Source organism: Sphingomonas sp. HMP6, from assembly GCF_013374095.1.
In the GTDB taxonomy this organism is placed as follows: Bacteria; Pseudomonadota; Alphaproteobacteria; order Sphingomonadales; family Sphingomonadaceae; genus Sphingomonas.
Genome location: NZ_AP022672.1, coordinates 1,280,841 through 1,305,426 on the forward strand (window position 1 = coordinate 1,280,841; position 24,586 = coordinate 1,305,426).

At 63.9% G+C, this 24,586-nt stretch carries 21 protein-coding genes; 13 read left to right on the top strand and 8 right to left on the bottom strand.

Annotation, left to right across the window (positions count from 1 at the left end; translation table 11 throughout):
* Nucleotides 1-46: 46 nt before the first annotated feature.
* From HMP06_RS06520 to HMP06_RS06540, 5 genes are all read left to right on the top strand, one after another.
* Nucleotides 47-2,077 (top strand): 3-hydroxyacyl-CoA dehydrogenase NAD-binding domain-containing protein, encoded by a 2,031-nt coding sequence (locus HMP06_RS06520; RefSeq protein ID WP_176498399.1) that lies wholly within the window; start codon nt 47-49, stop codon nt 2,075-2,077.
* A complete protein-coding gene (locus HMP06_RS06525) occupies nt 2,074-3,375 on the top strand; it encodes an amidase family protein (protein ID WP_176496359.1) in 1,302 nt (433 codons plus the stop codon). The genes HMP06_RS06520 and HMP06_RS06525 overlap by 4 nt, the downstream gene beginning before the upstream one ends.
* On the top strand, nt 3,376-4,557 hold the full coding sequence (locus HMP06_RS06530; protein ID WP_176496360.1) for an acyl-CoA dehydrogenase family protein: 1,182 nt from the start codon (nt 3,376-3,378) through the stop codon (nt 4,555-4,557).
* Nucleotides 4,558-4,651: 94 nt separating this feature from the next.
* Complete coding sequence (locus HMP06_RS06535) at nt 4,652-5,779, top strand: acyl-CoA dehydrogenase family protein (protein WP_176496361.1); 1,128 nt, start codon at nt 4,652-4,654, stop codon at nt 5,777-5,779.
* Nucleotides 5,779-6,657 carry an acyl-CoA thioesterase gene (locus tag HMP06_RS06540; RefSeq protein ID WP_176496362.1) on the top strand — a complete coding sequence of 293 codons (879 nt, stop codon included), beginning with the start codon at nt 5,779-5,781 and terminating at the stop codon, nt 6,655-6,657. The genes HMP06_RS06535 and HMP06_RS06540 overlap by 1 nt, the downstream gene beginning before the upstream one ends.
* Nucleotides 6,658-6,744: 87 nt before the next feature.
* Here the strand turns inward: HMP06_RS06540 and HMP06_RS06545 are convergent, their stop codons facing one another.
* The 6 genes from HMP06_RS06545 to HMP06_RS06570 are packed head-to-tail and all read right to left on the bottom strand — an operon-like array spanning nt 6,745 to nt 13,469.
* The gene (locus tag HMP06_RS06545) at nt 6,745-8,460 is read right to left on the bottom strand and encodes an alpha/beta hydrolase family protein (RefSeq protein ID WP_176496363.1); all 1,716 of its coding nucleotides are present in this window, start codon (nt 8,458-8,460) and stop codon (nt 6,745-6,747) included.
* The gene (locus HMP06_RS06550) at nt 8,457-9,257 is read right to left on the bottom strand and encodes an SDR family NAD(P)-dependent oxidoreductase (protein WP_176496364.1); all 801 of its coding nucleotides are present in this window, start codon (nt 9,255-9,257) and stop codon (nt 8,457-8,459) included. Before HMP06_RS06550 ends, HMP06_RS06545 begins: the two co-directional genes overlap by 4 nt.
* Before the next feature lie 11 nt (nt 9,258-9,268).
* Nucleotides 9,269-10,033: an SDR family NAD(P)-dependent oxidoreductase gene (locus HMP06_RS06555; RefSeq protein ID WP_176496365.1), complete on the bottom strand. Its 765-nt coding sequence runs from the start codon at nt 10,031-10,033 to the stop codon at nt 9,269-9,271.
* 3 nt (nt 10,034-10,036) lie between these two features.
* Entirely contained in the window at nt 10,037-11,104 is a 1,068-nt protein-coding gene (locus HMP06_RS06560) for a phosphotransferase family protein (RefSeq protein WP_176498400.1), read from the bottom strand.
* Nucleotides 11,104-12,189, bottom strand: coding sequence for a Zn-dependent alcohol dehydrogenase (locus HMP06_RS06565; RefSeq protein ID WP_176496366.1), 1,086 nt, complete (start codon nt 12,187-12,189; stop codon nt 11,104-11,106). The genes HMP06_RS06560 and HMP06_RS06565 overlap by 1 nt, the downstream gene beginning before the upstream one ends.
* On the bottom strand, nt 12,186-13,469 hold the full coding sequence (locus HMP06_RS06570; RefSeq protein WP_176496367.1) for an acyl-CoA dehydrogenase family protein: 1,284 nt from the start codon (nt 13,467-13,469) through the stop codon (nt 12,186-12,188). The genes HMP06_RS06565 and HMP06_RS06570 overlap by 4 nt, the downstream gene beginning before the upstream one ends.
* A 143-nt stretch (nt 13,470-13,612) precedes the next feature.
* Between HMP06_RS06570 and HMP06_RS06575 the strand changes: the two genes are divergently transcribed.
* From HMP06_RS06575 to HMP06_RS06590, 4 genes are all read left to right on the top strand, one after another.
* Nucleotides 13,613-14,857 carry a TetR/AcrR family transcriptional regulator gene (locus HMP06_RS06575; protein WP_176496368.1) on the top strand — a complete coding sequence of 415 codons (1,245 nt, stop codon included), beginning with the start codon at nt 13,613-13,615 and terminating at the stop codon, nt 14,855-14,857.
* Between the two features lie 39 nt (nt 14,858-14,896).
* Complete coding sequence (locus HMP06_RS06580) at nt 14,897-16,081, top strand: acyl-CoA dehydrogenase (protein WP_176496369.1); 1,185 nt, start codon at nt 14,897-14,899, stop codon at nt 16,079-16,081.
* Complete coding sequence (locus HMP06_RS06585; RefSeq protein WP_176496370.1) at nt 16,081-17,202, top strand: CaiB/BaiF CoA transferase family protein; 1,122 nt, start codon at nt 16,081-16,083, stop codon at nt 17,200-17,202. The genes HMP06_RS06580 and HMP06_RS06585 overlap by 1 nt, the downstream gene beginning before the upstream one ends.
* Nucleotides 17,203-17,382: 180 nt before the next feature.
* A complete protein-coding gene (locus tag HMP06_RS06590; protein WP_176496371.1) occupies nt 17,383-18,144 on the top strand; it encodes a class II aldolase/adducin family protein in 762 nt (253 codons plus the stop codon).
* A 244-nt stretch (nt 18,145-18,388) separates the two neighbouring features.
* Here HMP06_RS06590 and HMP06_RS06595 read toward each other — a convergent pair whose 3' ends face one another.
* Nucleotides 18,389-18,913 carry a hypothetical protein gene (locus tag HMP06_RS06595; RefSeq protein ID WP_176496372.1) on the bottom strand — a complete coding sequence of 175 codons (525 nt, stop codon included), beginning with the start codon at nt 18,911-18,913 and terminating at the stop codon, nt 18,389-18,391.
* 17 nt (nt 18,914-18,930) lie between these two features.
* Complete coding sequence (locus HMP06_RS17890) at nt 18,931-19,281, bottom strand: hypothetical protein (protein WP_232089889.1); 351 nt, start codon at nt 19,279-19,281, stop codon at nt 18,931-18,933.
* A 1-nt stretch (nt 19,282) separates the two neighbouring features.
* On the opposite strand from HMP06_RS17890, the gene HMP06_RS06600 reads away from it, so the two are divergent.
* The 4 genes from HMP06_RS06600 (at nt 19,283) to HMP06_RS06615 (ending at nt 24,517) form a co-directional block, all read left to right on the top strand.
* Complete coding sequence (locus tag HMP06_RS06600; protein WP_232089890.1) at nt 19,283-22,009, top strand: TonB-dependent receptor domain-containing protein; 2,727 nt, start codon at nt 19,283-19,285, stop codon at nt 22,007-22,009.
* An 83-nt stretch (nt 22,010-22,092) separates the two neighbouring features.
* Complete coding sequence (locus tag HMP06_RS06605) at nt 22,093-22,635, top strand: (2Fe-2S)-binding protein (RefSeq protein WP_176496374.1); 543 nt, start codon at nt 22,093-22,095, stop codon at nt 22,633-22,635.
* Between the two features lie 107 nt (nt 22,636-22,742).
* Nucleotides 22,743-23,747, top strand: a complete 1,005-nt coding sequence (locus tag HMP06_RS06610; RefSeq protein ID WP_176496375.1) for an RcnB family protein — start codon at nt 22,743-22,745, stop codon at nt 23,745-23,747.
* A gap of 89 nt (nt 23,748-23,836) precedes the next feature.
* Entirely contained in the window at nt 23,837-24,517 is a 681-nt protein-coding gene (locus HMP06_RS06615) for a prolyl hydroxylase family protein (protein ID WP_176496376.1), read from the top strand.
* The last annotated feature ends 69 nt before the right edge of the window (nt 24,518-24,586 follow it).

Consider the following 24,586-nt stretch of genomic DNA (forward strand, 5'->3'; position numbering starts at 1 on the left):
GCTTGCGGCCAAGGCTCCGGCCTGCGCCGGAGCACAGGAGAAGAAAATGACCGGCCCGATCACCACCGAACTGCATGACGACGTCCTCGTGATCATCTCGAACAACCCGCCGGTGAACGCGCTTGGCGCGGCGGTGCGGCAGGGGTTGGAGGCCGGAGTAAAGGAGGGCCTCGCCAATGATGCGGTGAAGGCGATCGTAATCCGCTGCGACGGGCGCACCTTCTTTGCAGGCGCAGATATCACCGAATTCGGTCGCCCGATGCAGGAACCGGGCCTGCCTACCGTCGTCGATCTGATCGAGCTGGCCGAGAAGCCCGTCGTCGCCGCGATCCATGGCACGGCGCTGGGCGGCGGGTGTGAAGTCTCGCTCGGCTGCCATTACCGCATCGCCGTACCGAGCGCGAAGATCGGCACGCCAGAAGTGAAGCTTGGCCTGCTCCCAGGGGCTGGCGGCACGCAGCGCATCCCGCGCATCGCCGGGGTGAAGGTCGCGCTTGAGATGACCGCGAAGGGCGATCCGATCTCGGCTAAGATGGCGCTTGGTGCAGGCTTGATCGATCGGGTCGCTGGAGAGGACAGTCTGGTCGCCGATGCGATTGCGTTCGCGCGCGAAATCGCCGCAGCACGCCCGCTGCCCCGCGCCCGCGAGAAGCTCGCCCAGCCCGACCCGGAAGCCGTTGCCGCATTCAAAAAGGGCAATGCCAAGCGCTTCCGCGGCTTCGACGCCCCCGCCGCCAACATCGCCTGTGTCGAGAAGGCATCAGACGGCTCGAGCTTCGAAGAGGGTATCGCGTTCGAACGCGCCGAATTCATGAAGCTGATGATGGGCGTCCAGTCGGCGGCGCAGCGTCACATCTTCTTTGCCGAGCGTCAGGCCGCGAAGATCGACGGGATCGACCCGAAGATCGCGCTGCGTTCGATCAAGAAGGTCGGCGTCATCGGCGCTGGCACGATGGGCGGCGGCATCTCGATGAACTTCCTGTCGGCGGGCATCCCGGTGACGATCGTCGAGATGGCACAGGAAGCGCTCGATCGCGGAACCGGAACGATCCGCAAGAATTACGAGGCATCGGCATCTAAGGGCCGGATCAAGCCCGAACAGGCCGAAGCCGCGATGGGTGCGCTCACCCCGACGCTCGACTTCGCCGCACTCGCCGATTGCGACCTGGTGATCGAAGCGGTGTATGAGAATATGGACGTGAAGAAGGAGATCTTCGGCAAGCTCGACGCGATCTGCAAGCCGGGAGCGATCCTCGCGTCGAACACCTCCTATCTCGACGTCAACGAAATCGCCGCCGCGACCAACCGCCCGGGCGACGTGCTCGGGATGCACTTCTTTTCACCTGCCAATGTCATGAAGTTGCTGGAAGTCGTGCGCGGGGAAAAGACCGCGGACGATGTGCTCGCGACCGTGATGGCGCTCGCCAAGACGATTAAGAAAGTCGCGGTCGTCGCGGGCGTATGTGACGGCTTCATCGGCAACCGGATGCTCAAGCCGCGCCAGGTCGAGGCGATGAAGTTGCTGATGGAAGGCGCCACGCCCGAACAGATCGACCGCGTGCACGTCGAGTTTGGCATGCCGATGGGGCCGTTCCAGATGAGCGATCTCGCTGGCGTCGATATCGGCTGGCACCGCGATCCGACCCGGATTGAAAGCATTCGCGATGCACTCGCCGCCGAGGGACGCTGGGGGCAGAAAACGCAAAAGGGCTTCTACGATTATGACGAGAAGCGGAACCCAACTCCCTCCCCCCGCGTCGCCGAGATCATCGAGGATTTCCGCGCGAAATCGAACATGCAGAAGCGTGAGATCAGCGATGAGGAAATCATCGAGAAGACGCTCTACACGATGGTCAATGAAGGCGCGCTGATCCTGGAAGAGAAGATGGCGCAGCGCGCGTCCGACATCGATGTCGTGTGGATCTATGGCTATGGCTGGCCGGTGTATCGCGGCGGCCCAATGTTCTGGGCCGATAGCGAGGGGCTGAAGAAGATCGTCGCTGGTCTCGAGAAGCACGGTTTTGCGGTGAGCGAATTGCTCAAGAGCAAGGCCGAGAGCAACGGACGCTTCAATTGAAGTCAGCCATCGCCACCGCCGCCGCGATCCGTTCGGGCGAAACCACCGCGCTCGCCGAGTGCGACGCGGCGATCGCGCGGATCGAAGCGGGCGATGGCGAGATCAATGCCGTCGTCATCCGCGATTTCGACCGTGCGCGCGACGCCGCGCGCGCGGTCGACGCGGGGCCGAAGGACGCGCGCGCACTGCTCGGCGTGCCGATGACGGTAAAGGAAAGCTTCGACATCGCCGGCCTCGCGACAAGCTGGGGCTTTGCGGAACACGCCGATCATATCGCGGCCGAGGATGCTGTCGCGGTGCAGCGGTTGAAGGCTGCGGGCGCGGTTATTCTCGGCAAGACCAACATTCCGGTCGGCCTCGCCGATCTGCAGACCAACAACCCTAATTACGGCCGGACCCGCAACCCGCATAACCTCGACCGCGTCAGCGGCGGATCATCGGGGGGATCGGCCGCTGCGCTTGCGGCCGGCTTCGTACCGCTCGAATTCGGATCGGACATTGGCGGGTCGATCCGTGTTCCTGCGGCCTTTTGCGGGGTGTGGGGGCATAAGCCGACCTTCGGGATGCTCGACACCGACGGCCATTATTTTCCGCGCACGCAGGGGGCGGCGCCCAATCTCAGCGTGATCGGCCCGCTCGCGCGCGATGCCGACGATCTCGCGCTGGCGCTCGATCTGGTGAGCGATCTTCCCTTGCCCAGGCCCGCACCGCGTGGTGCTGGCGAATGGCGCATTCTAGTCCTCGCGCGCCATCCACTTGCCAAGGCTTCTGTGGCCGTGGCTGGTGCTGTCGAAGCGGTTGGAACGGCGTTTGCCACCGCGGGATCTAAAGTTGATTATCACAGTGAGTTACTTCCCGATCTTGTAGCGCAACATGAAAATTACATGCGTATCCTCGCCGTCGCGATGGCGCGCGGGGCACCCTCCCCGGGCGGACCACCCTCGACCCCGATGATCGTGCTGCTCGACCGGCAAGCCGCCTGCCGCCGCGCTTGGCGTCGGCTGTTCCGCGAGTATGACGCAGTGATTGCCCCCGCCTGGGGCACCACCGCCTTCCCCCACGACGACACACCGCTCGCCGACCGGACCGCGATGATAGACGGCGAGGCGACGCCGTTCGCAGCGCAGATCGCGTACCCCGGTCTGGCCACCTTCCCGCTTTTGCCCGCCACCAGCGTGCCCGTCGGCGTCGATCCCGACGGTCTGCCGATCGGCGTGCAAGTGATTGCCGACCGTTATGCCGACCACACCGCCATCGCCGTCGCCCGCGCGGCGCACGATCTTGTCTGGAGCCGATAGATGACCGACCTCGACACCTTCCGCACCGAAACCCGCGCCTGGCTGGAGGCGAACTGCCCGCCCGAAATGCGCGAGCCGATCCGCACCGATAAGGATGCGTGCTGGGGCGGGCGGAACCCCGATTTTCAGCCCGGCCAGAAGGAATGGATGGACGCGATGGCCTCACGCGGCTGGACCGTGCCGGATTGGCCGGTCGCTTATGGCGGCGGCGGTCTCTCGCCCGCCGAGACCAAAGTGCTGCGCGAAGAGATGGCCGCAATAAAGGCGCGCAACCCGCTCAATTCCTTTGGTATCTCTATGCTTGGGCCAGCACTGCTGAAATACGGCACCGAGGAGCAGAAGCTCGACTATCTGACCAAGATCGCGCGTGGCGAAATCCGCTGGTGCCAGGGCTATTCCGAGCCCAATGCCGGATCGGATCTCGCCAGCCTCGCCACCAGTGCCGAGGACGCTGGCGACCATTATGTCATCAACGGGCAGAAGGTGTGGACCTCCTACGCCGACAAAGCCGACTGGATTTTCTGCCTCGTCCGCACCGACAAGACCAGCAAGCAAGGCGGGATCAGCTTCGTGCTGTTCGACATGGCCTCGCCCGGGGTCTCGACCAAGCCGATCCTGCTGATCTCGGGCTATTCGCCCTTCTGCGAAACCTTCATGGACAATGTGAAGGTGCCAAAGTCGCAGCGCGTTCATGATGAGAATAAAGGCTGGGACGTCGCCAAGTACCTGCTCGGCCACGAACGCGAGATGATTTCCGGCATGGGGTTGGCAAGTTCTGGCGGCAACCCCTTGATCGAGGGCGCAATTGCCACGATCGGCCTCGACCATGAGGGTCGCCTTGCCGACCCCCTTCTGCGGGCAACGATCGCAACTTTCGAAGTGCGGTCGAAGGCGTTCGGATCGATGTCCGAACGCTTCATCGATGAGCTGAAAGCGGGTCGCGCTCACCCTGCCCAGCCCTCGATGATGAAATATTACGGGACCGAGCTGAACAAGTCGCGTCACGAACTGATGATGGCGGCGGGCGGTTCTGATTTGCTCGAATGGGAGAGCGGGGCATCGCGCGACGGCGCCGAGGCGCGCGCGTGGCTGCGTACCAAGGCCAATTCGATCGAAGGCGGCACGAGCGAGGTCCAGCTCAACATCATCGCCAAGCGGATTTTGGAATTGCCCTCCGTCTGATCGCCCGGTGCTCCGGCGCAGGCCGGAGCGTTGGCGATCGAAGCGTAACTAACCCAGCGTTCCGGCCTTCGCCGGAACACGGAGACCCCGTACAATGCCCCTGTTTCTCGACGACGACCAAACCGCCCTGCAGGATACCATCCGCGATTTCGTGGGCGAACACGCGCCGGTAAAACACCTGCGCGCGCTGCGCGACGCGAAGGACGCGACCGGCTTCAGCCGCGATTTGTGGAGGAGCTTTGCCGAAATGGGCTTCACCGGCATCTTGATCGGTGAGGACGAGGGCGGGCTGGGTCTCGGTCATGTCGAGGCCGGCGTGGTGCTTGAGGAGATCGGGCGCAACCTCTCGCCCTCGCCGTTCCTGACGACCGCGGTCGCGGCGGTCGCTGCGCTGCAGGGCACCGCCCATGCCGCGCGCTGGTTTCCCGGCATCGTGGCTGGCGATACCGTCGCCGCCCTCGCGATCGACGAGAGCGCGAAGCACCGCGATAGTGTTGGCCTCAAGGCCGAACGCTCCGGCAACGGCTTCAAGCTGACCGGCAAGAAGCAATTCGTTACCCACGGCCATGTCGCCGACCTGCTGATCGTCGCGGCGCGAACCGCGGGGAGCGCGGATGACGCCGAGGGGGTGACGCTGTTCGCGATCCCCAACGACCTCGCCAAACTCACCGCCACACCTGAACGCCTGGCCGATTCGAGCATCGCTGCACGGCTCGATTTCGACGGGGTCGAGGTCGATGCCGATGCGGTGATCGGAGACGTCGACGGCGGCCGCTCGCCGCTCGACCGCCTCCTCCGCGCGGGCCGCACCGGTGCCTCGGCTGAGTTGCTCGGCGTCGGTGGCGGCGCGATGGACATGACCGTCGGGTATCTGAAGCAGCGCAAGCAATTCGGCACGACGATCGGCAGCTTCCAGGCGCTCCAGCACCGCGCCGCGCATCTCTATAGTGAAATGGAAGTCGCCCGCGCCGCGGTGATCAAGGCGCAACAATTGCTTGATGCCGGCAGCGACGCCGCCGATACCGCCGTCTCGGTCGCCAAGGCGATGACCGCGATGGCAACGACGCTGTCGGTGCAGGAAGGCGTGCAGATGCACGGCGGCATCGGCATGACCGATGAATATGACATCGGCTTCTACATGAAGCGCGCCCGCGTGCTCGCCGAAGTGTTCGGCGATGCCAATTTCCACGCCGACCGCGTCGCGCGCGCGGCGGGCTATTGATGGAAGTCTCGCCCACTCCCGAACAGCTCGCGCGGGACCTGGTCGACCTGCTCGATATTGAGGAGGTCGACACCGATCTGTATCGCGGGAAGCTCGGCAATGATGGCTTCGGGCGGGTGTTCGGCGGCCAGGTGATCGGGCAGGCGCTGCAAGCCGCGCAGCGCTCGACCGACGAACCCAAAATCGCGCATTCGCTCCACGCCTATTTCATGCGACCGGGCGCGGAGGACCATCCGATCATTTACCGCGTGGTGCGCGATTTCGACGGCAAGAGTTTCGCCACGCGCCGCGTGATCGCGACGCAGCATGGCCAGCCGATCCTGAGCATGACCTGCTCGCTGCAACGCCCCGAGGGCGGCCTGGCCCATCAGGACACGATGCCCGAGGTCACACCACCCGAGGAATTGACGAGCGACCGCGAGTTGCGCCTCGCAATGATCGATCGCATCCCGGAACGCTTCCGCACGAACTTTATGCGGCCGCGGATGGTCGACATCCGCCCGGTTTCACCGCGGAGCTGGCTCGATCCGGTCAAGCAGGCCCCGGCGCAGAATAGCTGGTTCCGCGTCGTCGCGCCGATCGGCGACGATCCCGCGATGCACCGCGCGATCCTGGCCTATGCGTCCGACATGTCGCTGCTTGGCACCGCGACGCTGGCGCACGGCGTCAATTGGATGACGCACAAATTGCAGACCGCCAGTCTCGATCACACCGTGTGGCTGCACGAGGATTTCCGCGCCGACGATTGGCTGCTCTACGTCTGCGACAGCCCATGGGCGGGGCATGCGCGCGGTTTCAACCGGGGCAAGATCTTCTCCCGCGATGGGCGGCTGGTCGCCTCTTGCGCGCAGGAAGGGCTGATCCGCTTGCGGGAATAGTCCAGTTCCTCGGTTGATGACGGTGATCGCCCCGTCAAGGCGCCGGGCCGGTCCACATCATCGGCGATCAAAGGGAGCGGTTCAGACCTAAGCCTGGGTCGCGGTCCCGGCCACGACGTAGAGCGTTACCAGCATACCGGTCAGCACAGCGCCGGCGCGGTGGCTGCCGGTGCGGCGCCACACGAAGACGGCGACGATCGCGATGACCGGCAACACCGCGACGAATTGCAGCGCGATAACGGTCGTCAGGGGATCGAAGCCAGTGATCAGGGTGCCCGTGGCGAAGAAGATCGCGTAGATCAGCGCCATCAACGCACTGATCCCGCCACCCATCGCCAGCACTGCGTTACCATACATCCGACCTGGCCAATCGCTGGGCACAATTAGCGCGAGCACCCCGCGTTGCTGCACCAGGAATGCCGCCGTGATCGGTACGACATAGATCAGCGCGATGCCCCATTGCCGCGCATCAGGCCATTTCACCGCGATAATCCAGAAACGCAGGTCAGTGCCGAACAGCCGATCGACCGCAAACAAAGCGAGGTATGCGATGGCGGTCGTTATCAGCGCAATCGCAATCGCTGGCACCCACGGCGAGTCCGCCGCGCGCGACCGATCCGTACCGGAGCGCCGCAACACCCATCCTGCAGCCGCGCTGACCAGCGCCCACACCGCCACTTGCGTCGTGACCGTTTGGGGCAGGAAGGCGGTGGCCGGGAGCAGCAGATAAACCGCGATGAAGCACGGATAGAAGAGCAACGTCGGCACCAGGACAGCGAGCCAAAGGTCACGCCGCCAGCGCCGATCGCGCGTGGCAGACACGCCTCGGGGCGCCCCGCGCAGCCCGGCGAACGGGGCCGTGCGCACCAGCAGGTCAAAACTGCCCAGCACGAGCAACACGAAACCAATCAGCGAGACGCCGGTCGCGATTTCCTTCCAATACCAGATCTGATCGCTGGACGGACGCGGCGTGCCACCCTTCAAGGTGCGGGCGAACCAGTCGGTGGCGTGACCGATCGCGACGGTCGAGATATGGTCGCCGGGATGCGTCGTCGCGGGTTGATAGAGCACCCGCGCGGTCCCCGCCGCCATCGAACCGTAGGTTTTGCCGGGCACGATCGTCTCCTTCGTGCCGAACACGCTCTTCAATTTCGCACTGCCGGTGGTGAGATCGACGGCGCGATCGACGCCCCACATGATCTTCGAAAATTCGTCATAGCGGCTGTAGACGAGCGCGAGATTGCGCGGCCAATCCGGGCTGCCCTCTCTGGCGTAAGGTGCGCCGGTCGAGGATCCTTCCAGCACGATCGCGCGATAGGCATCGGGCATCGCGGCGGCCGCGGCAAGGACGGTCCAGCCGCCCATGCTATGCCCTTCCAGGCCGATCTGGTCGGGATCGACCATCGTCAACGAGCGGAGGTATTTCAGCCCATCCGGCCCGCCGAACCCGTTCGAGAAGGCCTTGCCGCCGCTATAACCGTGGCCGGTCTGGTCGAGCGCCAACACGACATAACCGCGCCGCGCGAATTCGATCGAGAAGCCATCCTGCGTCTCGCGCGAATTGATATAGCCGTGAACCGCGAGGATACCCGGCGCGCGGTGTGCCGGGTTGGCGGAGGCGGGGACGTAGAGCAGGCCGCTCATCACTGTCCCGCCGGTGCCGACGAAACGGATGTCGGTCACGCGTACAGGGCTCCCGCTCGCATCGGGCGCAGTCCGCACCAGCATCGCGCACGCCGCGCCGACGAGGATCAGGAGCAGGCCAATCAGCGCGAGCCAGCCGCGATGGCGCGGCGCGGTCATACCGCCGTCTTGCCATATTCCTGGCGGGTCACCGGGTGACTTGAGGAGAGTCCGCCATCGACCGCGATCGCCTGTCCGTTGACGTAGCTCGCATCGTCCGAGGCGAGGAAGGCCGCAACCTTGGCAAGCTCCTCGGGCTGCGCACCGCGGCGCAGCGGGTTGAGCCGCCCGACCTTCTCCATCTTGCCCGCCTCACGCGCATAATCGAAGGTCGGCTTGGTCATGCCGGTCTCGGTAAGGCCGGGGCAAATCGCGTTGACGCGCACGTTCGAGCCGGACAATTGCTGGGCCGACACCATCGCGAGATTGATGACGCCTGCCTTGGATGCGGAATAAGCCGGCGATCCGGCGCCCGAGCGAATCCCCGCGACGCTTGCCGTCAGCACGATCGCGCCGCCGCCACGCTCCGCGATCTTGGGCGCGGCGTGCTTGATTGCGAGATATGGCCCGATCAGATTGACCCGCAGCACTTCGGTGATCAGCGCGACATCGGTATCGAAGATATTGGCCATCCCACCGGAGATACCGGCGTTGGCGAACATCACGTCGAGGCCGCCGTAATACTCGCAGGCGACATTGACCGCGCGGATCACGTCTTCCTCCAGCCCGGCGTCGATCTGGATCGCATGGGCCGTGCCGCCCGCTGCATCGATCATCGCCGCGGTTTCGTGCACCGTGTCGGAAAGGTCGGCGACGATGACGCTGCCGCCTTCGGATGCGAACAGCAACGCCGCCGCGCGCCCGATCCCCGAACCCGCGCCCGTCACGATGATCGACTTGCCGCTGAACCGTGCCATCGCTTGCTCTCCTAAATCGTCACGCCGCCATCGAGCACGATCGTCTGCCCAGTCATGAAACTGCTCGCCGCACTCGCCAGGAACACGACCGCGCCCGCAATTTCCTCGGGCTCGCCGATGCGGCGCAGCGGCACGCGCTGGTTCGACTCGGCGATCCGCGCCGGATCTTCCCAGAGCGCGCGCGCAAAATCGGTCTTGATCAGGCCCGGTGCGATGCAATTCACGCGGACATTGTCGGGGCCGAATTCATGCGCGAGGTTGCGCGCGAGTTGCATGTCCGCGGCCTTGGAGATGGCATAGGCGCCGATGATCGGTGTACCGCGAATTCCGCCGATCGAGGAGATGATGACGATGCTCCCGCCCCGCCGCTCGCGCATTTCTGGAGCCACCATCGCGATCAGCCAGTGGTTGGAGACGATATTGTTGTCGAGCACCTTGCGGAACTGTTCGTCCGAGATGCCCGCTTGCGGCCCGTAATAAGGGTTCGAGGCGGCGTTGCAGACCAGAATGTCGATCTGCCCGAAAGCGGCGCGCGTTTCGTCCACCAGATGCTGAAGCCCGGCCTTGTCCGAAATGTTGGCGGCGACCGCGATGGCCGTTGCCGCCCCGAATTTCGCATTGATCTCGGCAGCAACTGCGTCGCACGCATCTTGTTTGCGGCTGGAAATGACGACCTTCGCGCCATGCTCCGCCAGCTCGAATGCGCTCGCCTTGCCGATCCCGCGTGAGGAGCCGGTAATGACCGCAACTTTGCCGGTCAGATCGAATTGCGACATGCCTTACGCCCCCGCCCGTTTCGCAAAATCCCAGGCGGCCGTGGCCAGCGGCCCGACTCGCTCCGCCGTCTTGGCAGCCTGCGCGCTCGACGCGGTGCCATCGACGATGCGCTTTTTGATGCCCTGGACGATACCCGCCAGCCGGAACAGGCTGTAGGAGAAATACCAATTGAGGTTGGGCAGACCGTCGCGCCCGGTCGCCGCGCAATAGCGTGCGACCACCTCATCGACCGTAGGGATGCCGCTCTCCGGCCCGTCGAGCCCCATCACACCCGAACGACCCTCGGGTTCGGTCACCCAGTTCATCAGGAAATAGGCAATGTCGGCGAGCGGGTCGCCGAGTGTCGACAATTCCCAATCGAGCACCGCGATCACCTTCGGGGCGTCGGCGGCGAAGATCATGTTATCGATGCGGTAATCGCCGTGGACGATCGAAGTCCGCGTCTGCTCGGGCAGCGTCGCGGGGAGCCACTCGATCAGCGACTCCATCGCCGGCATATGCTCGGTCTCGGACGCGCGATATTGCTTGGTCCAGCGCGCCACTTGCCGCTCGAAATAATTGCCGGGCCGACCATATTCGCCAAGGCCTGCGGCGACATGATCAGTGTTGTGCAGCGCCGCCAGAGTATCGACCATCGCATCATAATGTGCACGGCGTTCGGGCGGGGTCATACCGGGCAGCGCGCCGTCCCACAGGCTACGCCCCTCGACCAGTTCCATTACGTAGAACATCGATCCGATGATTTCCGGATCCTCGCACAGCCCGAACGGTGCCGGTACCGGGAAACCGGTCGGGTGGAGCCCCGCGATCAGGCGATATTCACGGTCTACGGCGTGGGCGGAGGGCAGCAGCTTACCGAACGGCTGACGCCGCAGGACATAGCTTTTCCCCAACACATCAACCCGATACGTCGGGTTAGACTGACCACCTTTGAACTTTGATAACACGATTGGCCCGTCGATGTCGGGCATGTGCCCCTTCATCCACGCGGCGACCGCGCCTGCATCGATCGTATCGTCGACCGGGAGGGGAATCGTGCCGACCATCGAGATATCAGCGCTGTCGGCCATCATGCGAACTCGATCACCGAACGCACCGTGTCGCCGGTGCGCAACTTGGCGAAGGCCTCGTTGATGTCCTCAAGCTTGATCCGCTCCGCCACCATTGTGTCGAGATCGAGCTTGCCGTCGAGATACAGTCGCACCAGCCGCGGCATGTCGATCGGGAAACGCGTGGAGCCGAGCAGCGAGCCTTGAAGCTTCTTGCCCGTCAGGAAGGTGGGTCCGGCGATCTTCACCTCGCCCCCCGGCGCGATCATGCCGAGAATGGTGGCGGTGCCGCCACGCCGCAGGATCGTCCAAGCGAGCTCTGCCGTTTCGGGACGCCCGACCGCCTCAATCGCGTAATGCACGCCGCCCCCGGTCAGTCCGGCGACCTTTTTGGCAAGGTCCGGATCGTTCGAGTCTAGCAGATGCGTCGCGCCGAGCTTCTCGGCGAGCGCGCGCTTGTCGGCGACAGGGTCGATCGCGAGGATCTGCCCTGCCCCCGCAATCTTCGCCGCGTTGATCGCAGCAAGCCCGATCCCGCCGCAGCCGATGACCGCAACCGTCTCGCCGGGACGGAGCTGGCTGTCGTTGAAGATCGCGCCGGCGCCGGTGATCACCGCGCAGCCAAGCAATGCCGCACGGTCGAGCGGCATTTCCTTGTCGATCGCGACGCAGGCATTTTCATGCACCAGCATCATCTCGGCAAAAGCGGATAGATTGAGAAACGGCGCCAGCGGCGTGCCATCCTTCAGGCTCAAGCGCGGCGGCGCGCCCTTTGCCCGCCGCGTCGATGGATCGACACAGAGTGATGGGCGTCCGGTGACGCACATCTCGCAACTGCCGCAAAACACCGTGAAGAAGGTGATGACATGATCGCCGACCTTCAAATGCGCGACGTCGGAGCCGACCGCTTCGACCACGCCCGCCGCCTCATGCCCCGGCACCGTCGGCATCGGATGCGGGAAAGCACCATCGACGAAATGCAAGTCGGACCGGCAGACCCCACACGCGACCGTACGGATCAGCACCTCGCGCGGGCCGGGATCGGAGATCGCGATATCGTCGATCACCAGCGCGCTTTTCGGAGCGTAAAGGACGGCCGCTTTCACCGGGTCGCTGCCAGGTCGCCGCTCGACACGCGGTCCGCCTTGTATTCGGCATATTTGCCGAATTCATTGCGGGCGATGGCCCGGTTGTGCACCTCGTCGGGACCGTCGGCAAAGCGCAGCGTGCGCATTGCCGCCCAATCGTGCGCGAGGCGGAAATCGCCCGACACGCCGCCGCCGCCATGCGCCTGAATCGCATCATCGAGGATCGACAACGCCATCAGCGGTGCCTGCACCTTGATCATCGCGATTTCCTGCTGTGCCGACTTGTTGCCCGCGCGGTCCATCATGTCGGCGGCCTTCAGGCACAGCAGCCGCGTTATCTCGATGTCGATCCGGGCGCGCGCGATGCGCTCCTCCCACACCGAAAAATCGGCGATGCGCTTACCGAAGGCGACACGGGTCAGCAGCCGCTTGGCCATCGCCTCGATTGCCGTCTCGGCGACGCCGATCGTGCGCATGCAGTGATGAATGCGACCCGGCCCGAGCCGCCCTTGCGCGATCTCGAACCCACGCCCTTCACCGAGCAGCAGATTTTCCACCGGAACGCGGACATTTTCGAACACCACTTCGCCGTGGCCATGCGGCGCGTGATCATAGCCATAAACCGACAGCATCCGCTTGATCGTCACGCCGGGCGTGTCCATCGGCACGAGGATCTGGCTCTGCTGGCTGTGGCGCGAGGCATCGGGATTGGTCTTGCCCATCAAGATGCCGATCTTGCAGCGCGGATCCCCCACGCCCGACGACCACCATTTCGTGCCGTTGATCACATAATGATCGCCGTCTCGCACGATGCTCGTCTCGATATTGGTCGCGTCCGATGAAGCGACCGCCGGTTCGGTCATCAGGAAAACCGAGCGGATTTCGCCGTTCATCAGCGGGCGCAGCCACTGTTCCTTCTGCGCCAGCGTGCCGTAGCGATGGAAAACTTCCATATTGCCAGTATCAGGCGCCGAGCAATTGAAGCACTCGCTCGCCCAGCCAACCTTGCCCATTTCCTCGGCGCACAGCGCATATTCGAGATTGGTAAGCTGCGTACCTTCGAACACGAAGCTGTCGTCGACATGCGTCTGGCCCGAATGTGGCGGCATGAAGAAATTCCACAGGCCGGCTTCCTTGGCCTTGTCCTTCATCTCTTCGATTACCGGGATCACCTTCCAGCGATCGCCCTCGTGATGCTGTTCGTCGAACTCGGCCTGTCGGGGCCGGATATTCTGGTCGATGAACGTCCGCACGCGGTCCCGGAAATAGCTTTCGCGTTCGCTGAGTGTGAAGTCCATCGCCGCTCTCCAAATCTGCTGTTGCACGGGTCGTTAGACCGTACCGCGTTTTCGGTAAAGCGCCTTCGAGCATCAAAATGCCCGTATTCGCAGTCCGCTCGAAAGGGACTGTTTCTTCTAAAAGATGCTGTTACAGTTTCGCCATGGAGGCCGCAGAGACCATCGCGCTGGAGGAAGATACCAGCACCAAGCGCTTTCGCGCCAAGCGCGACGCGATCCTGGCGGCGGCGGCCGAGGCGATCAACGAACAGAGCGCCAAAGGCATGACCTTCGCCGACGTCGCGCGCCGCGTCGGGCTCAACACCACGAGCGTCACCTACTATTTTAAGCGCAAGGAAGATCTGGCAGCGGCGTGTTTCGAATATACGCTCGAAAAGCTGCTCGCGATGCTCGACGAGTCGCTGGCCGAACCGACGCCGCGCGCGCGGGTCGCGAAGTATCTGTCGCTCAACATGGTGCGTCTGGCCCGGATTCAGCGCGGCGAGGAGACGCCGTTCGCGATCCTATCCGATCTGCGCGCGATGGAGGAGCCGGTGCTTGGCCGGTTGATGACTGGCTGGCGCGAAGTTTTCCGCAAGACACGCAGCCTGTGGGGGCCGGCGGCCAACCGCGCACAGACCGATCTGCACGGCGGCCGCGCGCACGTCCTGCTCGAAAACACCTTCTGGCTGCCGGTCTGGCTCAATCGCTACGAGCCCGACCAGTACGACCGAGTCGAAGATCGGCTGATGGACGTCTTTGCGCACGGCATCGCCGGGCCGGATGCGCGCTGGAACCCAACGCTGATCGACCTTGCCCATGATGAGCCCGAGCCGGGGCGCGAGGCGTTCCTGCTGGCGGCGACGCGGCTGATCAACGAGCTCGGCTATCGCGGCGCATCGGTGCAGAAGATTGCGTCCGAGCTGAACGTCACCAAAGGCAGCTTCTACCACCATCTCGACGCCAAGGACGATCTGGTGCTGGCCTGTTACAAGCGCAGCCTCGACACCGTCGCAGATGCCCAGCGCTTCGCCGACGACCGCGGCGGACCCCATTGGGATCGGCTGTCGGGCACGATCGCGACCCTGCTCGACGTGCAGTTTTCGGAGCGCGGGCCGCTGCTGCGGACGACCGCGCTGTCCGGCTTGCCCGGTGACGCACGGCGCGCGATGGTCGATCGATCGAACCGGATCGCGCGGCGCTTTGCGGGCACGATGAGCGACGGGATCGCGGAAGGATCGATCCGCCCGGTCGATCCCCTCGTCGCCTCGCAGGCGTTGATGGCGATGCAAAACGCCGCGTTCGACATGCGCAAATGGGCCAGCACGATGACGCGCGAGCGGGCGATTAGTTATTATGCCTCCACGTTAGCGTTTGGGCTGTTCGACGATCGCGTGCTGGGGCAATAGCCGCCGCGTACCGAATTTCCGTAGTTTTGGAGCTGTAGCATGGCCGAGATGGCGCGTTTCGATTGGGCTGACCCCTTCTTTCTCGACGATCAACTCGAAGACGATGAACGGATGATCCGCGATTCGGCGCGGGCCTATGCGCAGGACAAGCTTGCGCCGCGCATCGTCGATGCATTCCAGAACGAGGTCACCGACCCCGAAATCTTCCGCGAGATGGGCGCGCTCGGGCTGCTCGGTCCGACGGTGCCCGAACAATATGGCGGCGTCGGCGCATCCTATGTCGCGTACGGCCTGGTCGCGCGGGAAGTGGAGCGGATCGACTCGGGCTACCGGTCGATGATGTCGGTGCAGTCGAGCCTGGTGATGTACCCGATCCTGAGCTTTGGGTCGGAAGCGCAGAAGATGAAGTATCTGCCCAAGCTGGCAACCGGCGAATGGATCGGCTGTTTCGGCCTGACCGAACCCGACGCCGGGTCCGACCCCGGCAGCATGACGACGCGCGCCAAGAAGGTCGATGGCGGGTATTTGCTGTCGGGCGCCAAAACCTGGATCAGCAACTCGCCGATCGCCGACGTGTTCATCATCTGGGCAAAGTCCGAAGCGCATGGCGACGGAATCCGCGGCTTCATCGTCGAGCGTGGCGCTAAGGGGCTCAAGACGCCGAAGATCGAGGGCAAGCTGAGCTTGCGCGCATCGATCACCGGCATGATCCTGATGGACGAGATCGAGCTTTCCGAAGACGCGCTGCTGCCCGATGTGCAGGGGTTGAAGGGGCCGTTCGGTTGCCTCAACCGCGCGCGCTACGGGATCAGTTGGGGCGCGCTGGGGGCGGCGGAATTCTGCTTCCATGCGGCCCGGCAATACGGGCTGGACCGGCAGCAATTCGGGACACCGCTGGCGGGGCGTCAGCTGTATCAGAAGAAGCTCGCCGATATGGAGACCGAGATCGCGCTTGGCCTTCAGGCGAGCCTCCGCGTCGGGCGCTTGATGGATCAAGGCCGGTTCGCGCCCGAGATGATCTCGATCGTCAAGCGCAACAATGTCGGCAAGGCGCTCGATATCGCGCGGATGAGCCGCGACATGCACGGCGGCAACGGCATCAGCGGCGAGTATCAGGTGATGCGGCATCTGATGAACCTGGAGACGGTCAACACCTATGAGGGCGCGCATGATGTCCATGCGCTGATCCTCGGCCGGGCGATCACCGGGATCGCGGCGTTCTGATGCGCGCCCCTGCCCCGCTGTCCGGCCTGCGCATCCTCGAACTGGCCGGGATCGGTCCGGGTCCGTTCTGCGGCATGATGCTGGCCGATCACGGGGCCGAGGTGATCCGCGTGGGGCGGCCGAACAGCGGCGGCGGGGTGAGCGACGATGCGCGCGACCCGCTGCTGCGGTCGCGGCGGACGATCGCGCTCGACCTGAAGAAGCCCGAAGCGGCGGCCGCGGTGCGCCGGATCGCGGCTACGTGCGACGGGCTGATCGAGGGATTCCGTCCCGGCGTGATGGAACGGCTCGGATTGGGGCCTGACGTGCTGATTGCAGACAATCCGAAGCTCGTGTTCGGGCGGATGACGGGATGGGGCCAGACCGGGCCGCTCGCCGCCGAGCCGGGGCATGACATCGACTATATCGCGATCTCGGGCACGCTCCATGCGATCGGCGATGCAGGCGGGAAGCCAGTCGCGCCGATGAATCTGGTCGGCGATTTCGGCGGAGGCGGGATGATGCTCGCCTTCGGGATGCTCGCCGCGATGCTGCAGGCAAAGACCACCGGCGTTGGGCAAGTGGTCGATTGCGCGATGACCGATGGATCGGCGGTGCTGACCTCCATGATCTGGGGGATGCGCGGACAAGGCCGGTGGAACGACCAGCGCGGCACGAATCTGCTCGATGGCGGCGCGCATTTCTATGACACATATGAGACCGCCGACGGGAAGTGGCTGGCGGTCGGGGCGATCGAGCCGCAATTCTATGCCGCTCTGCGCCGTGTCATGGGGCTGGACGGGGCGGAGTGGGATGCGCAGTTCGTGCCCGCCGTCTGGCTAAAGCTGAAGCAGGAGCTGGTCGTGCGCTTCAAACAGCGCACCCGCGACGCATGGGTCGCCGCGTTCGACGGGCATGAGGCGTGCGTCGCGCCAGTGCTCGATTTCGAGGAAGCGACGCAGCACCCGCACAATGTCGCGCGCGGCACGTTCGTGACCGCAGGCGGCATCGCGCAGCCCGCCCCTGCCCCGCGTTACTCGGTCAGCGGTACGGTGGCTCCACGGATGGGAGAGGCGGCCGACGGTGCAACGATCCTGGCCGAGGCGGGGCTGAACGAGGCCGAGATCGCCGCACTGGCCTAGATCCCGTTCGCCCTGAGCGTGTCGAAGGGCCCGTGCCGCATGTGAAGCCTCGACTGCGGCGGCGGTGCTTCGACAAGCTCAGCACGAACGGGTTTGGATTTGCCGCGATACCAGAAGCAGGCGTTTGCGCGACCATACCGATCATGCGATAACGCTGCAAAATCGATTAGGAGAAGCGCCATGGCCACCGCCGCAATCAGCCCGTCGCAGATGACCGAAGCCGAATGGGAAACGCGCCAGCAGCTCGCCGCCTGTTACCGCGTGTTCGCGATGCTCGGCTGGTCGGAGATGATCTACAACCACATCACGCTCAAGATTCCGGGTGAGGAGGGCGCGTTCCTGATCAACCCGTTCGGGCTGCATTTCAGCGAAGTGACGGCGTCGAGCCTGGTCAAGATCGATATCGACGGCAACAAGCTGGACGAATCCCCCTATCCGGTGAACCGCGCCGGGTTCGTGCAACATGCGCTGTTCCACCGGCATTTGCCCGACGCACATTGCATCATGCACACGCATACGACGGCGGGGATGGCTGTCAGCGCGGTCAAGGGCGGGTTGCGGCCGACCAATTTCTACGCCTGCAATTTCTACGGCCATATCGCATACCATGATTTCGAAGGCGTCACGGTGCGCGACGAGGAAGGCACGCGCCTGCTGGAGCATCTCGGCGACAAGCGCGTGATGCTGCTGCGCAACCACGGCATCCTGGTGATGGGCAAGACGCTGCCCGAGGCGTTCCTGAAACACTGGTCGCTGCAGCGCGCGTGCGAGATCCAGGTGGCGACGATGTCGATGGGCGAACCGCTGGAAGTGTCGGATGATGTGGTGAAGGTGCATCAACGCGACCTGCATATGGTGCAGATCCCCGGCGGCGCAGGCGCGGCGGATTTCGCGGCGATGGTGCGTCTAGTCGACAAGATCGACACCGGCTGGCGCGCGTAAGCGGCGCGGAAAGTCACTGGAAATTTACGCGAAACGCGTTTTTTGCGGGCCGCAAGCGACGCTTAAAGTCACAGTGAGTCGCACCATCGAAGGTTGGTGGCGGGCGGCAGACGCTCGCCATCGGGCCGCGATTGTCGGCGCGTGCTGAGCCACATGCGGCGGGCGGGTTTCGACGGTTTGAAAGAGCCGCAGCGAGGATGGCAGATCGCGCGCGTGTAGGACAGCGTCTGCTGCCGCCCCAATGCTACGCCCCGATGCGACGCAGCACCGAGCGGTTGCGCGGTAGCCAGACGTCCTTGTCGTCGTCGACCGGATTGACCTCTTTCAGCGTCGTCAGCGTATCGCCGTCGCGCGTCGTGGTTTCGCGGACATCGGCGACCTGATTGCCATCGGTGCGCTTTTCGGTGGTCACGATCGTCCAGTGCGTCGGATCCGCGCCCTGCTCGACCTTGGTGATGTTCTCAAGGCCAACATCGGTGGCGCGGGCTCGTCGGAAGCTCGCGTAGCTGAGTGTGGATGCGGCGGGATCGACCGAACTGACCGTAGTAATCGTGACGATCCCGGTCTTTGGCCCGTCATCATATTGCGCGGTGCGGACCGTCGTCATTTGATCGGGCTGCGCTACGATCGTGACGGTCATCGGCAGGCCCTGCCAGGTGTTCGACTGATAATCGCGATACTGCAGTTCCCCCTGCCAGCGCCCGGCGGTCTGCGCCAGCAGCGCCGCGGCCGCTGCATCCTTGTCCGCCGCGGCGGCGGGTGCGGCCACGAGGGCGAGAAGGATCGTCAGATGGCGCAAAACCGCTCTCCGGCGTGAGGGTGCAGATCGCTCAGCAAATGCTGACGGCCGATGTGTACGTCCCCGTTGAGCGGCGGGCAATGCCACCATGATCCGTTGCAATACAGCAACACCCCGTAACGATAGTGGGAGCCGCCATGCACCATAACACTCCGGGGGTTGGCAAAGATCCAAAATCGGAGAAACATAACATTACAAAGGGGAACAATAATGACGAGATCTGCACTTCTTTCGTCCTGCCTTCTGACCGGAGGCGTTCTCCTTTTTACAGCCAGCACGGCGCAGGCGCAAACAACCAGCGCGCCGACAACCGCCACTGCGGACGGCGAAGACATCATCGTGACGGGATCGCGTATTCGTCGCGATCCGCTCAATCAGGATTCGCCGGTTACTACGCTTGACCGGGCATCGCTCGATCAAACCGGGCTGAGTAGCGTTGCCGACATCCTCCAACGCCTCCCGAGCGCCGCAGGCGGCCTCAATACGAAGGTCAACAATAGCGGCAATATTGGCAATCCGCCCGATGGCGGCGGCGTCGGCGCCGGATCGGCGAATATCGATCTGCGTTATCTCGGGGCCAAGCGTACGCTGGTGCTGGTCGACGGGCTGCGCTTCGTGAACGGTGCCAGTGCCAGCGGAATTCCGTCGACCGTCGATTTGAACACGATCCCGGCGAATATGATCGAGCGGATCGAAGTCCTGCAATCGGGGCAGTCTCCGCTCTATGGATCTGACGCGCTCGGCGGCGTCGTCAACATCATCACCAAGTCGAGCCAGAAGGGCTTGCAGGCATCGGCACAGTTCGGAACCTTCCGTCAGGGCGATGGCCATACGCAGGATTACAATGCCAGCTATGGCATCAAGGGTGACACGACGAACATCGTCTTCGGTGCCAGCTACGTCAAACAGGACGCCGTGCGCACGAGCAACCGCGCGATTTCGCAATTTCCCAATCCAGGCCAGACCAGCTGCACTGACCCGATTGGCGGCTGCAGTAGCGCGCCGGTGCTTGGGCGGTATGACGTCAACGGGCAGAGCTTGACGCTGCGCGCGCCCGTCATCGGGCGCCGACCGGTGTATGACCCGACGCTCGCGACCGGGGATTTTACGAACTTCACCTCGGCCGCCCGCTTCAACTTTTCGCCCTTCAACTATTTCCTGACCCCGTCGGAACGCTATGGCGGGTTCGTCAACATCAAACAGGAACTGTCCTCCAGCGTCAATTTGCGCGTGAAGGCGGTCTATGCGCACCGGACCTCGCAGAATCAGGCTGCGTTTCTGCCGTTGTTCATCGGTCCGGATGCCGGCAACGGCAATTTGCTCGACACGATCACGATCGATGCAAGCAATCCGTACAACCCGTTCGGCACCCTGTCGGCGGGCAATCCGGGTGATCCGCCAGCCAATTATTCGACGGTGCGCCGCCGCCTCGTCGAGGCCGGACAGCGCACCTACACGCAAGACGTGAATACCATGTCGATCACGGGCGGCCTGGACGGGTCGTTCACGGTCGGCGCGCACAAATGGTATTGGGATGCGAGCGCGGTCATCGGGTTCAACGATGCCAAACAGTCCTTCACCGGTAACGTCAACGCAGCGAACTTGGCCCGCGCGCTCGGCCCCGTGTCGCGCTGCACGGGTGCCTGTGTGCCGGTGAACATCTTCGGCGGGGCGGGATCGATCACCGCCGATCAGCTTGCCTATATTACCTATACCGAGCGCAACCGCAGCGCGCAGGAGCTGCAGGACTATACGGCAAATTTGAGCGGCGACCTGTTCGAACTGCCGGCCGGACCGGTCGGCTTCGCGGTCGGGTATGAACATCGGTACCAGAAGGGAAGTTTCGATCCTGATCCGATCACGGCAGCCGGGCTGAGCTCAGACATCCCGTCGCTTCCCGCCGTCGGCAGCTATATTTCGAACGAAGTTTACGGCGAGCTGCGCGTGCCGGTGTTGAAGGAACAGCCGTTTTTCTATTCGCTCGATCTCGACGGGGCCGTGCGCCATGCGAACTTCTCGCGCAGCGGCAGCACGACGACCTATACGGGGAGCGCCACTTGGAAGCCGGTGCGGGACGTGTTGCTTCGCGGTTCCTATGCGACCGGATTTCGCGCACCCGCGATTGGCGAGTCGTTCGGTGCGGCATCGCGCGCCGATGCGCCGATCGACGACCCCTGCACGAACGTCGTGGGATCGCCCTATCGTAACAATGTCGGCAGCGTTCGGGCGAATTGCACCGCCAATGGCGTACCCGCCAATGGCAGTTATCAGGAGCCGAATGGCGGCCAGTTGGGCGTCCTGACCGGCGGCAATCTCAATCTGCGGCCCGAAACGTCAAAGACGTTGCTGTTCGGCGGCGTATATTCGCCGACCTGGGCGCGTCGCGGCTTCGCCAGCCAGTTGAGCCTTGAGGTCAATTATTATGACATCAAGGTCGACAATGCGATCGCGCCGGTCGACGCATCGCTGACGCTCAGCCGCTGTGCCTTCAGCGGCGATCCGCTGAGCTGCGCGGCGATCACGCGCACGCCAAACGGCCTGATTTCGCGGATCAACGCGCAGTTGCAAAATATCGGCAGCATCCGCACGCGCGGGATCGACGTGATCGCTGCTTTTCGCACCAAGAAGACGGCGGCAGGCACCTTCGGCCTGACCGGCAGCGGCAATTTCCTGATGAAGTATAGCGAGACATTCCCGGCCGCAACCGGGTTCACCACGACCAACTATCTGGGCAGCACGCGCGGCTTCCCCGATCAGTCCTATCCTCGGTTTAAGGGCAATGGCACGCTGGATTGGGCAATGGATGCCTTCACCGCGTCGTTCACGGGTCGCTACATTGATGCCGTGCGCGAAGCCGATGGCACCAAATTGAAGAGCACGTTCTACGGTGACGTGCAGATCGGTTACGCGCTGTTTGACCGGAAGCTCGCGCTGACGGTCGGCGTGAACAACGTCTTCAACCAGGATCCACCCGCGTGCTTCAGCTGCACCGGCCCGAATTATGATCCCACCACCTATGATGTGCCAGGCCAGTTCGGCTATCTTCGGATCTCGTACAAGATGTAACGCGCCGCCCGCGCGGTGCCATCGAGCGGCAGCGTCGGAAACGGGTCATTTCGCTATCGTGCGCACGGCGCTATCGTAGCGACATGACTCGCTTCACCGTCAACAATCAGCCCGTGCACTATAAGATGGACCCACAGACACCGTTGCTGTGGGCGTTGCGCGATGCCTCCAATTTGACCGGCACCAAATATGGCTGCGGCACTGGCGAATGCGGTGCGTGCACGGTCGATATCGACGGGGAGGCGGTACGATCGTGCCAGCGCCCGATCGGCGCGGTCGAGGGCAGCTTCGTCACTACGATCGAGGGCCTGTCGCGCGAGCGCACGCATCCGGCGCAAATGGCGCTGATCGCGGGGAATGTCGTGCAATGCGGCTTCTGCATCCCCGGCATCGTGATGGCGGCATCGGTCCTGCTGAAGAAGAACCGCAATCCGAGCGAGGACGATATCCGCGCCGGGATCACCAACCTCTGCCGCTGCGGCATCTATCCCCGATTGATCGAGGCGATTCTGCTGGCGGCGAGCGTGCAGCGTGGGGACGAGACGATCGAGGCGCCGCCCGCGCCTGGTATCTCGCCCGCCGACGCGGCGCGTGAAGTCCCGGCACTGGTCCCGCGCAGTCGATGATTCCTTTCGCATAGCTGTCAGCGCAATTCAGACACGGCTCATCGACTCCCGCCTAGAAGAAGCCAACGACCGGACATGACGTCCGGACGAAGAGTGAGGACAATTCGATGCGCAAAACTTTGCTCGCCGCGATCATGGCGGCCTCTGCGTTGATCCCGGCGGCGGCCTTTGCGCAAGATGGTGGTATGCAGGAGCGTGGTGGTCGACAGGACCGCCCCGATCGGGGCGAGCGGGGCGAGCGGGGCGACCGTCCGCAGCGCGAGATGCGCGCGCCCGAAGCACGCGCCGAGTTCCAGCGTCCGCAACAGGCGGAGCGTCCGCAGCCGGTCCAGCAGCCGCAAGTGCAGGCGCAGCCGCGCTTCGAGCGACCCGATCGTGGTGACCGGCCGCAGTTTCGCGGCGATGGGCAGCAGCGCGGCGATTTTCGTGGGCGTGGCGAGTTCCAGGGTGGACCGGCCGTGGTGCGCGCGCCGGCTACGCCGCAAGTCGATACGCCGCAGCAGCCGCAAACGCAGCCCTTCCAGCGGGGTGGCGACGGGCGCTTCGGTGAGGGGCGCCGTGATGGCCGGCCGGACTTCAACCCCGGACAGGGACAGCGCGGCGACGTTCGCACCGACCGCCGTGACGACCGTCAGGACGCGCGCCGTGATGATCGCCGTGATGACCGGCGCGACTGGCGTCAGGACAATCGGCAGGACGGGCGTCAGGATGCGTGGCGCAACGGACGGCAGGACGATCGGCGCGGCTATTCGAGCAACTACAATCGCGGCTGGGACGGCAATTGGAACGGCAACAATCGCAACTGGAACCGGGATTGGCGGCGCGACAACCGCTACAATTACAATGTGTACCGGAACCAGAACCGCAATATCTTCCGCTTACCGCGCTACTATGCGCCGAATGGCTGGGGTTATGGCTATCGGCGTTTCTCGATTGGCTTCACGCTGAGCTCGATCCTGTTCAACCAGAACTATTGGATCGATGATGCCGACTATTACCGCCTGCCCCCTGCGTACGGTCCGTATCGTTGGGTGCGCTATTACAACGATGCGCTGCTGGTCGATATCCGCACCGGCTATGTCGTCGACACGGTGTACGACATCTTCTGGTAAGCGCCGGGAGACGGTGATCTAACAGGGGTCCGCAGGCGCATGGCTGCGGACCCCTTGTTTTTTGGAACGGGGCAGGCAAAGTCGCGGGCATGGCTCTCTTTGCAAAGAAACCGAATGGCGCATCGCCGGTGCGCCGGCTGTTCGGTGAAACCGTCTCTGCCCGGCTCGAAAGCAACCCGGCGGTAAAGCGCGCCAAGGTCGACACGGCGAACATCTATTACCATCCCGATTTTCTCGATGCGGCGACGTGCGACCATCTGTGCAAGCTGATCGACGCCAATCGGCGCCGATCGACCGTGCTGGCGGCGGAGACGATCCAGGAATTCCGCACCAGCGAAAGCTGCGACATGGACCGCTGGTCGCCCGAGGTTCGGCCGACCGACGAGGCGATCGCCGATTTGCTCGGGATCGATCCGGTGCATGGCGAAACGATGCAAGGCCAACGCTATGCGATCGGCCAGCATTTCCGCGCGCATTTCGACTATTTCAACGAAAAGCAGCCCTATTGGCCGAAGATGATCGAGACCGGCGGGCAGCGCACCTGGACCGCGATGATCTATCTCAACACGGTCGAGGAAGGCGGCGCGACGTGGTTCCCGCAAATCGGGATCAAGGTAGCGCCCAAGCGCGGGCTGCTGCTCGCGTGGAACAACATGAACCCCGACGGCAGCCGCAACGAGCAAACGCTGCACGAGGGTATGCCCGTGGTGAAGGGCACTAAGTATATCGTGACGAAGTGGTTCCGCGAGGGGAATTGGATTCAGCCGTAAGGGGTTGGCCGTCCGTCTCCTTTGCCACGCGGGCTACCACCCCGGCGAAGGCCGGGGCCCAGTCGCGAA

Coding starts and splice junctions, on each gene's coding strand:
- HMP06_RS06520 (WP_176498399.1), top strand. CDS start 47: ATGACCGGCCCGATCACCACCGAACTGCATGACGACGTCCTCGTGATC.
- HMP06_RS06550 (WP_176496364.1), bottom strand. CDS start 9,257: ATGGCACGGTTCAGCGGCAAGTCGATCATCGTGACGGGCGCGGGTTCG.
- HMP06_RS06560 (WP_176498400.1), bottom strand. CDS start 11,104: ATGGCCGACAGCGCTGATATCTCGATGGTCGGCACGATTCCCCTCCCG.
- HMP06_RS06605 (WP_176496374.1), top strand. CDS start 22,093: ATGACTCGCTTCACCGTCAACAATCAGCCCGTGCACTATAAGATGGAC.
- HMP06_RS06555 (WP_176496365.1), bottom strand. CDS start 10,033: ATGTCGCAATTCGATCTGACCGGCAAAGTTGCGGTCATTACCGGCTCC.
- HMP06_RS06535 (WP_176496361.1), top strand. CDS start 4,652: ATGCCCCTGTTTCTCGACGACGACCAAACCGCCCTGCAGGATACCATC.
- HMP06_RS06540 (WP_176496362.1), top strand. CDS start 5,779: ATGGAAGTCTCGCCCACTCCCGAACAGCTCGCGCGGGACCTGGTCGAC.
- HMP06_RS06530 (WP_176496360.1), top strand. CDS start 3,376: ATGACCGACCTCGACACCTTCCGCACCGAAACCCGCGCCTGGCTGGAG.
- HMP06_RS17890 (WP_232089889.1), bottom strand. CDS start 19,281: ATGATGTCTTCGCCGTCCGCAGTGGCGGTTGTCGGCGCGCTGGTTGTT.
- HMP06_RS06575 (WP_176496368.1), top strand. CDS start 13,613: ATGGAGGCCGCAGAGACCATCGCGCTGGAGGAAGATACCAGCACCAAG.
- HMP06_RS06615 (WP_176496376.1), top strand. CDS start 23,837: ATGGCTCTCTTTGCAAAGAAACCGAATGGCGCATCGCCGGTGCGCCGG.
- HMP06_RS06610 (WP_176496375.1), top strand. CDS start 22,743: ATGCGCAAAACTTTGCTCGCCGCGATCATGGCGGCCTCTGCGTTGATC.
- HMP06_RS06590 (WP_176496371.1), top strand. CDS start 17,383: ATGGCCACCGCCGCAATCAGCCCGTCGCAGATGACCGAAGCCGAATGG.
- HMP06_RS06545 (WP_176496363.1), bottom strand. CDS start 8,460: ATGACCGCGCCGCGCCATCGCGGCTGGCTCGCGCTGATTGGCCTGCTC.
- HMP06_RS06580 (WP_176496369.1), top strand. CDS start 14,897: ATGGCCGAGATGGCGCGTTTCGATTGGGCTGACCCCTTCTTTCTCGAC.
- HMP06_RS06585 (WP_176496370.1), top strand. CDS start 16,081: ATGCGCGCCCCTGCCCCGCTGTCCGGCCTGCGCATCCTCGAACTGGCC.
- HMP06_RS06570 (WP_176496367.1), bottom strand. CDS start 13,469: ATGGACTTCACACTCAGCGAACGCGAAAGCTATTTCCGGGACCGCGTG.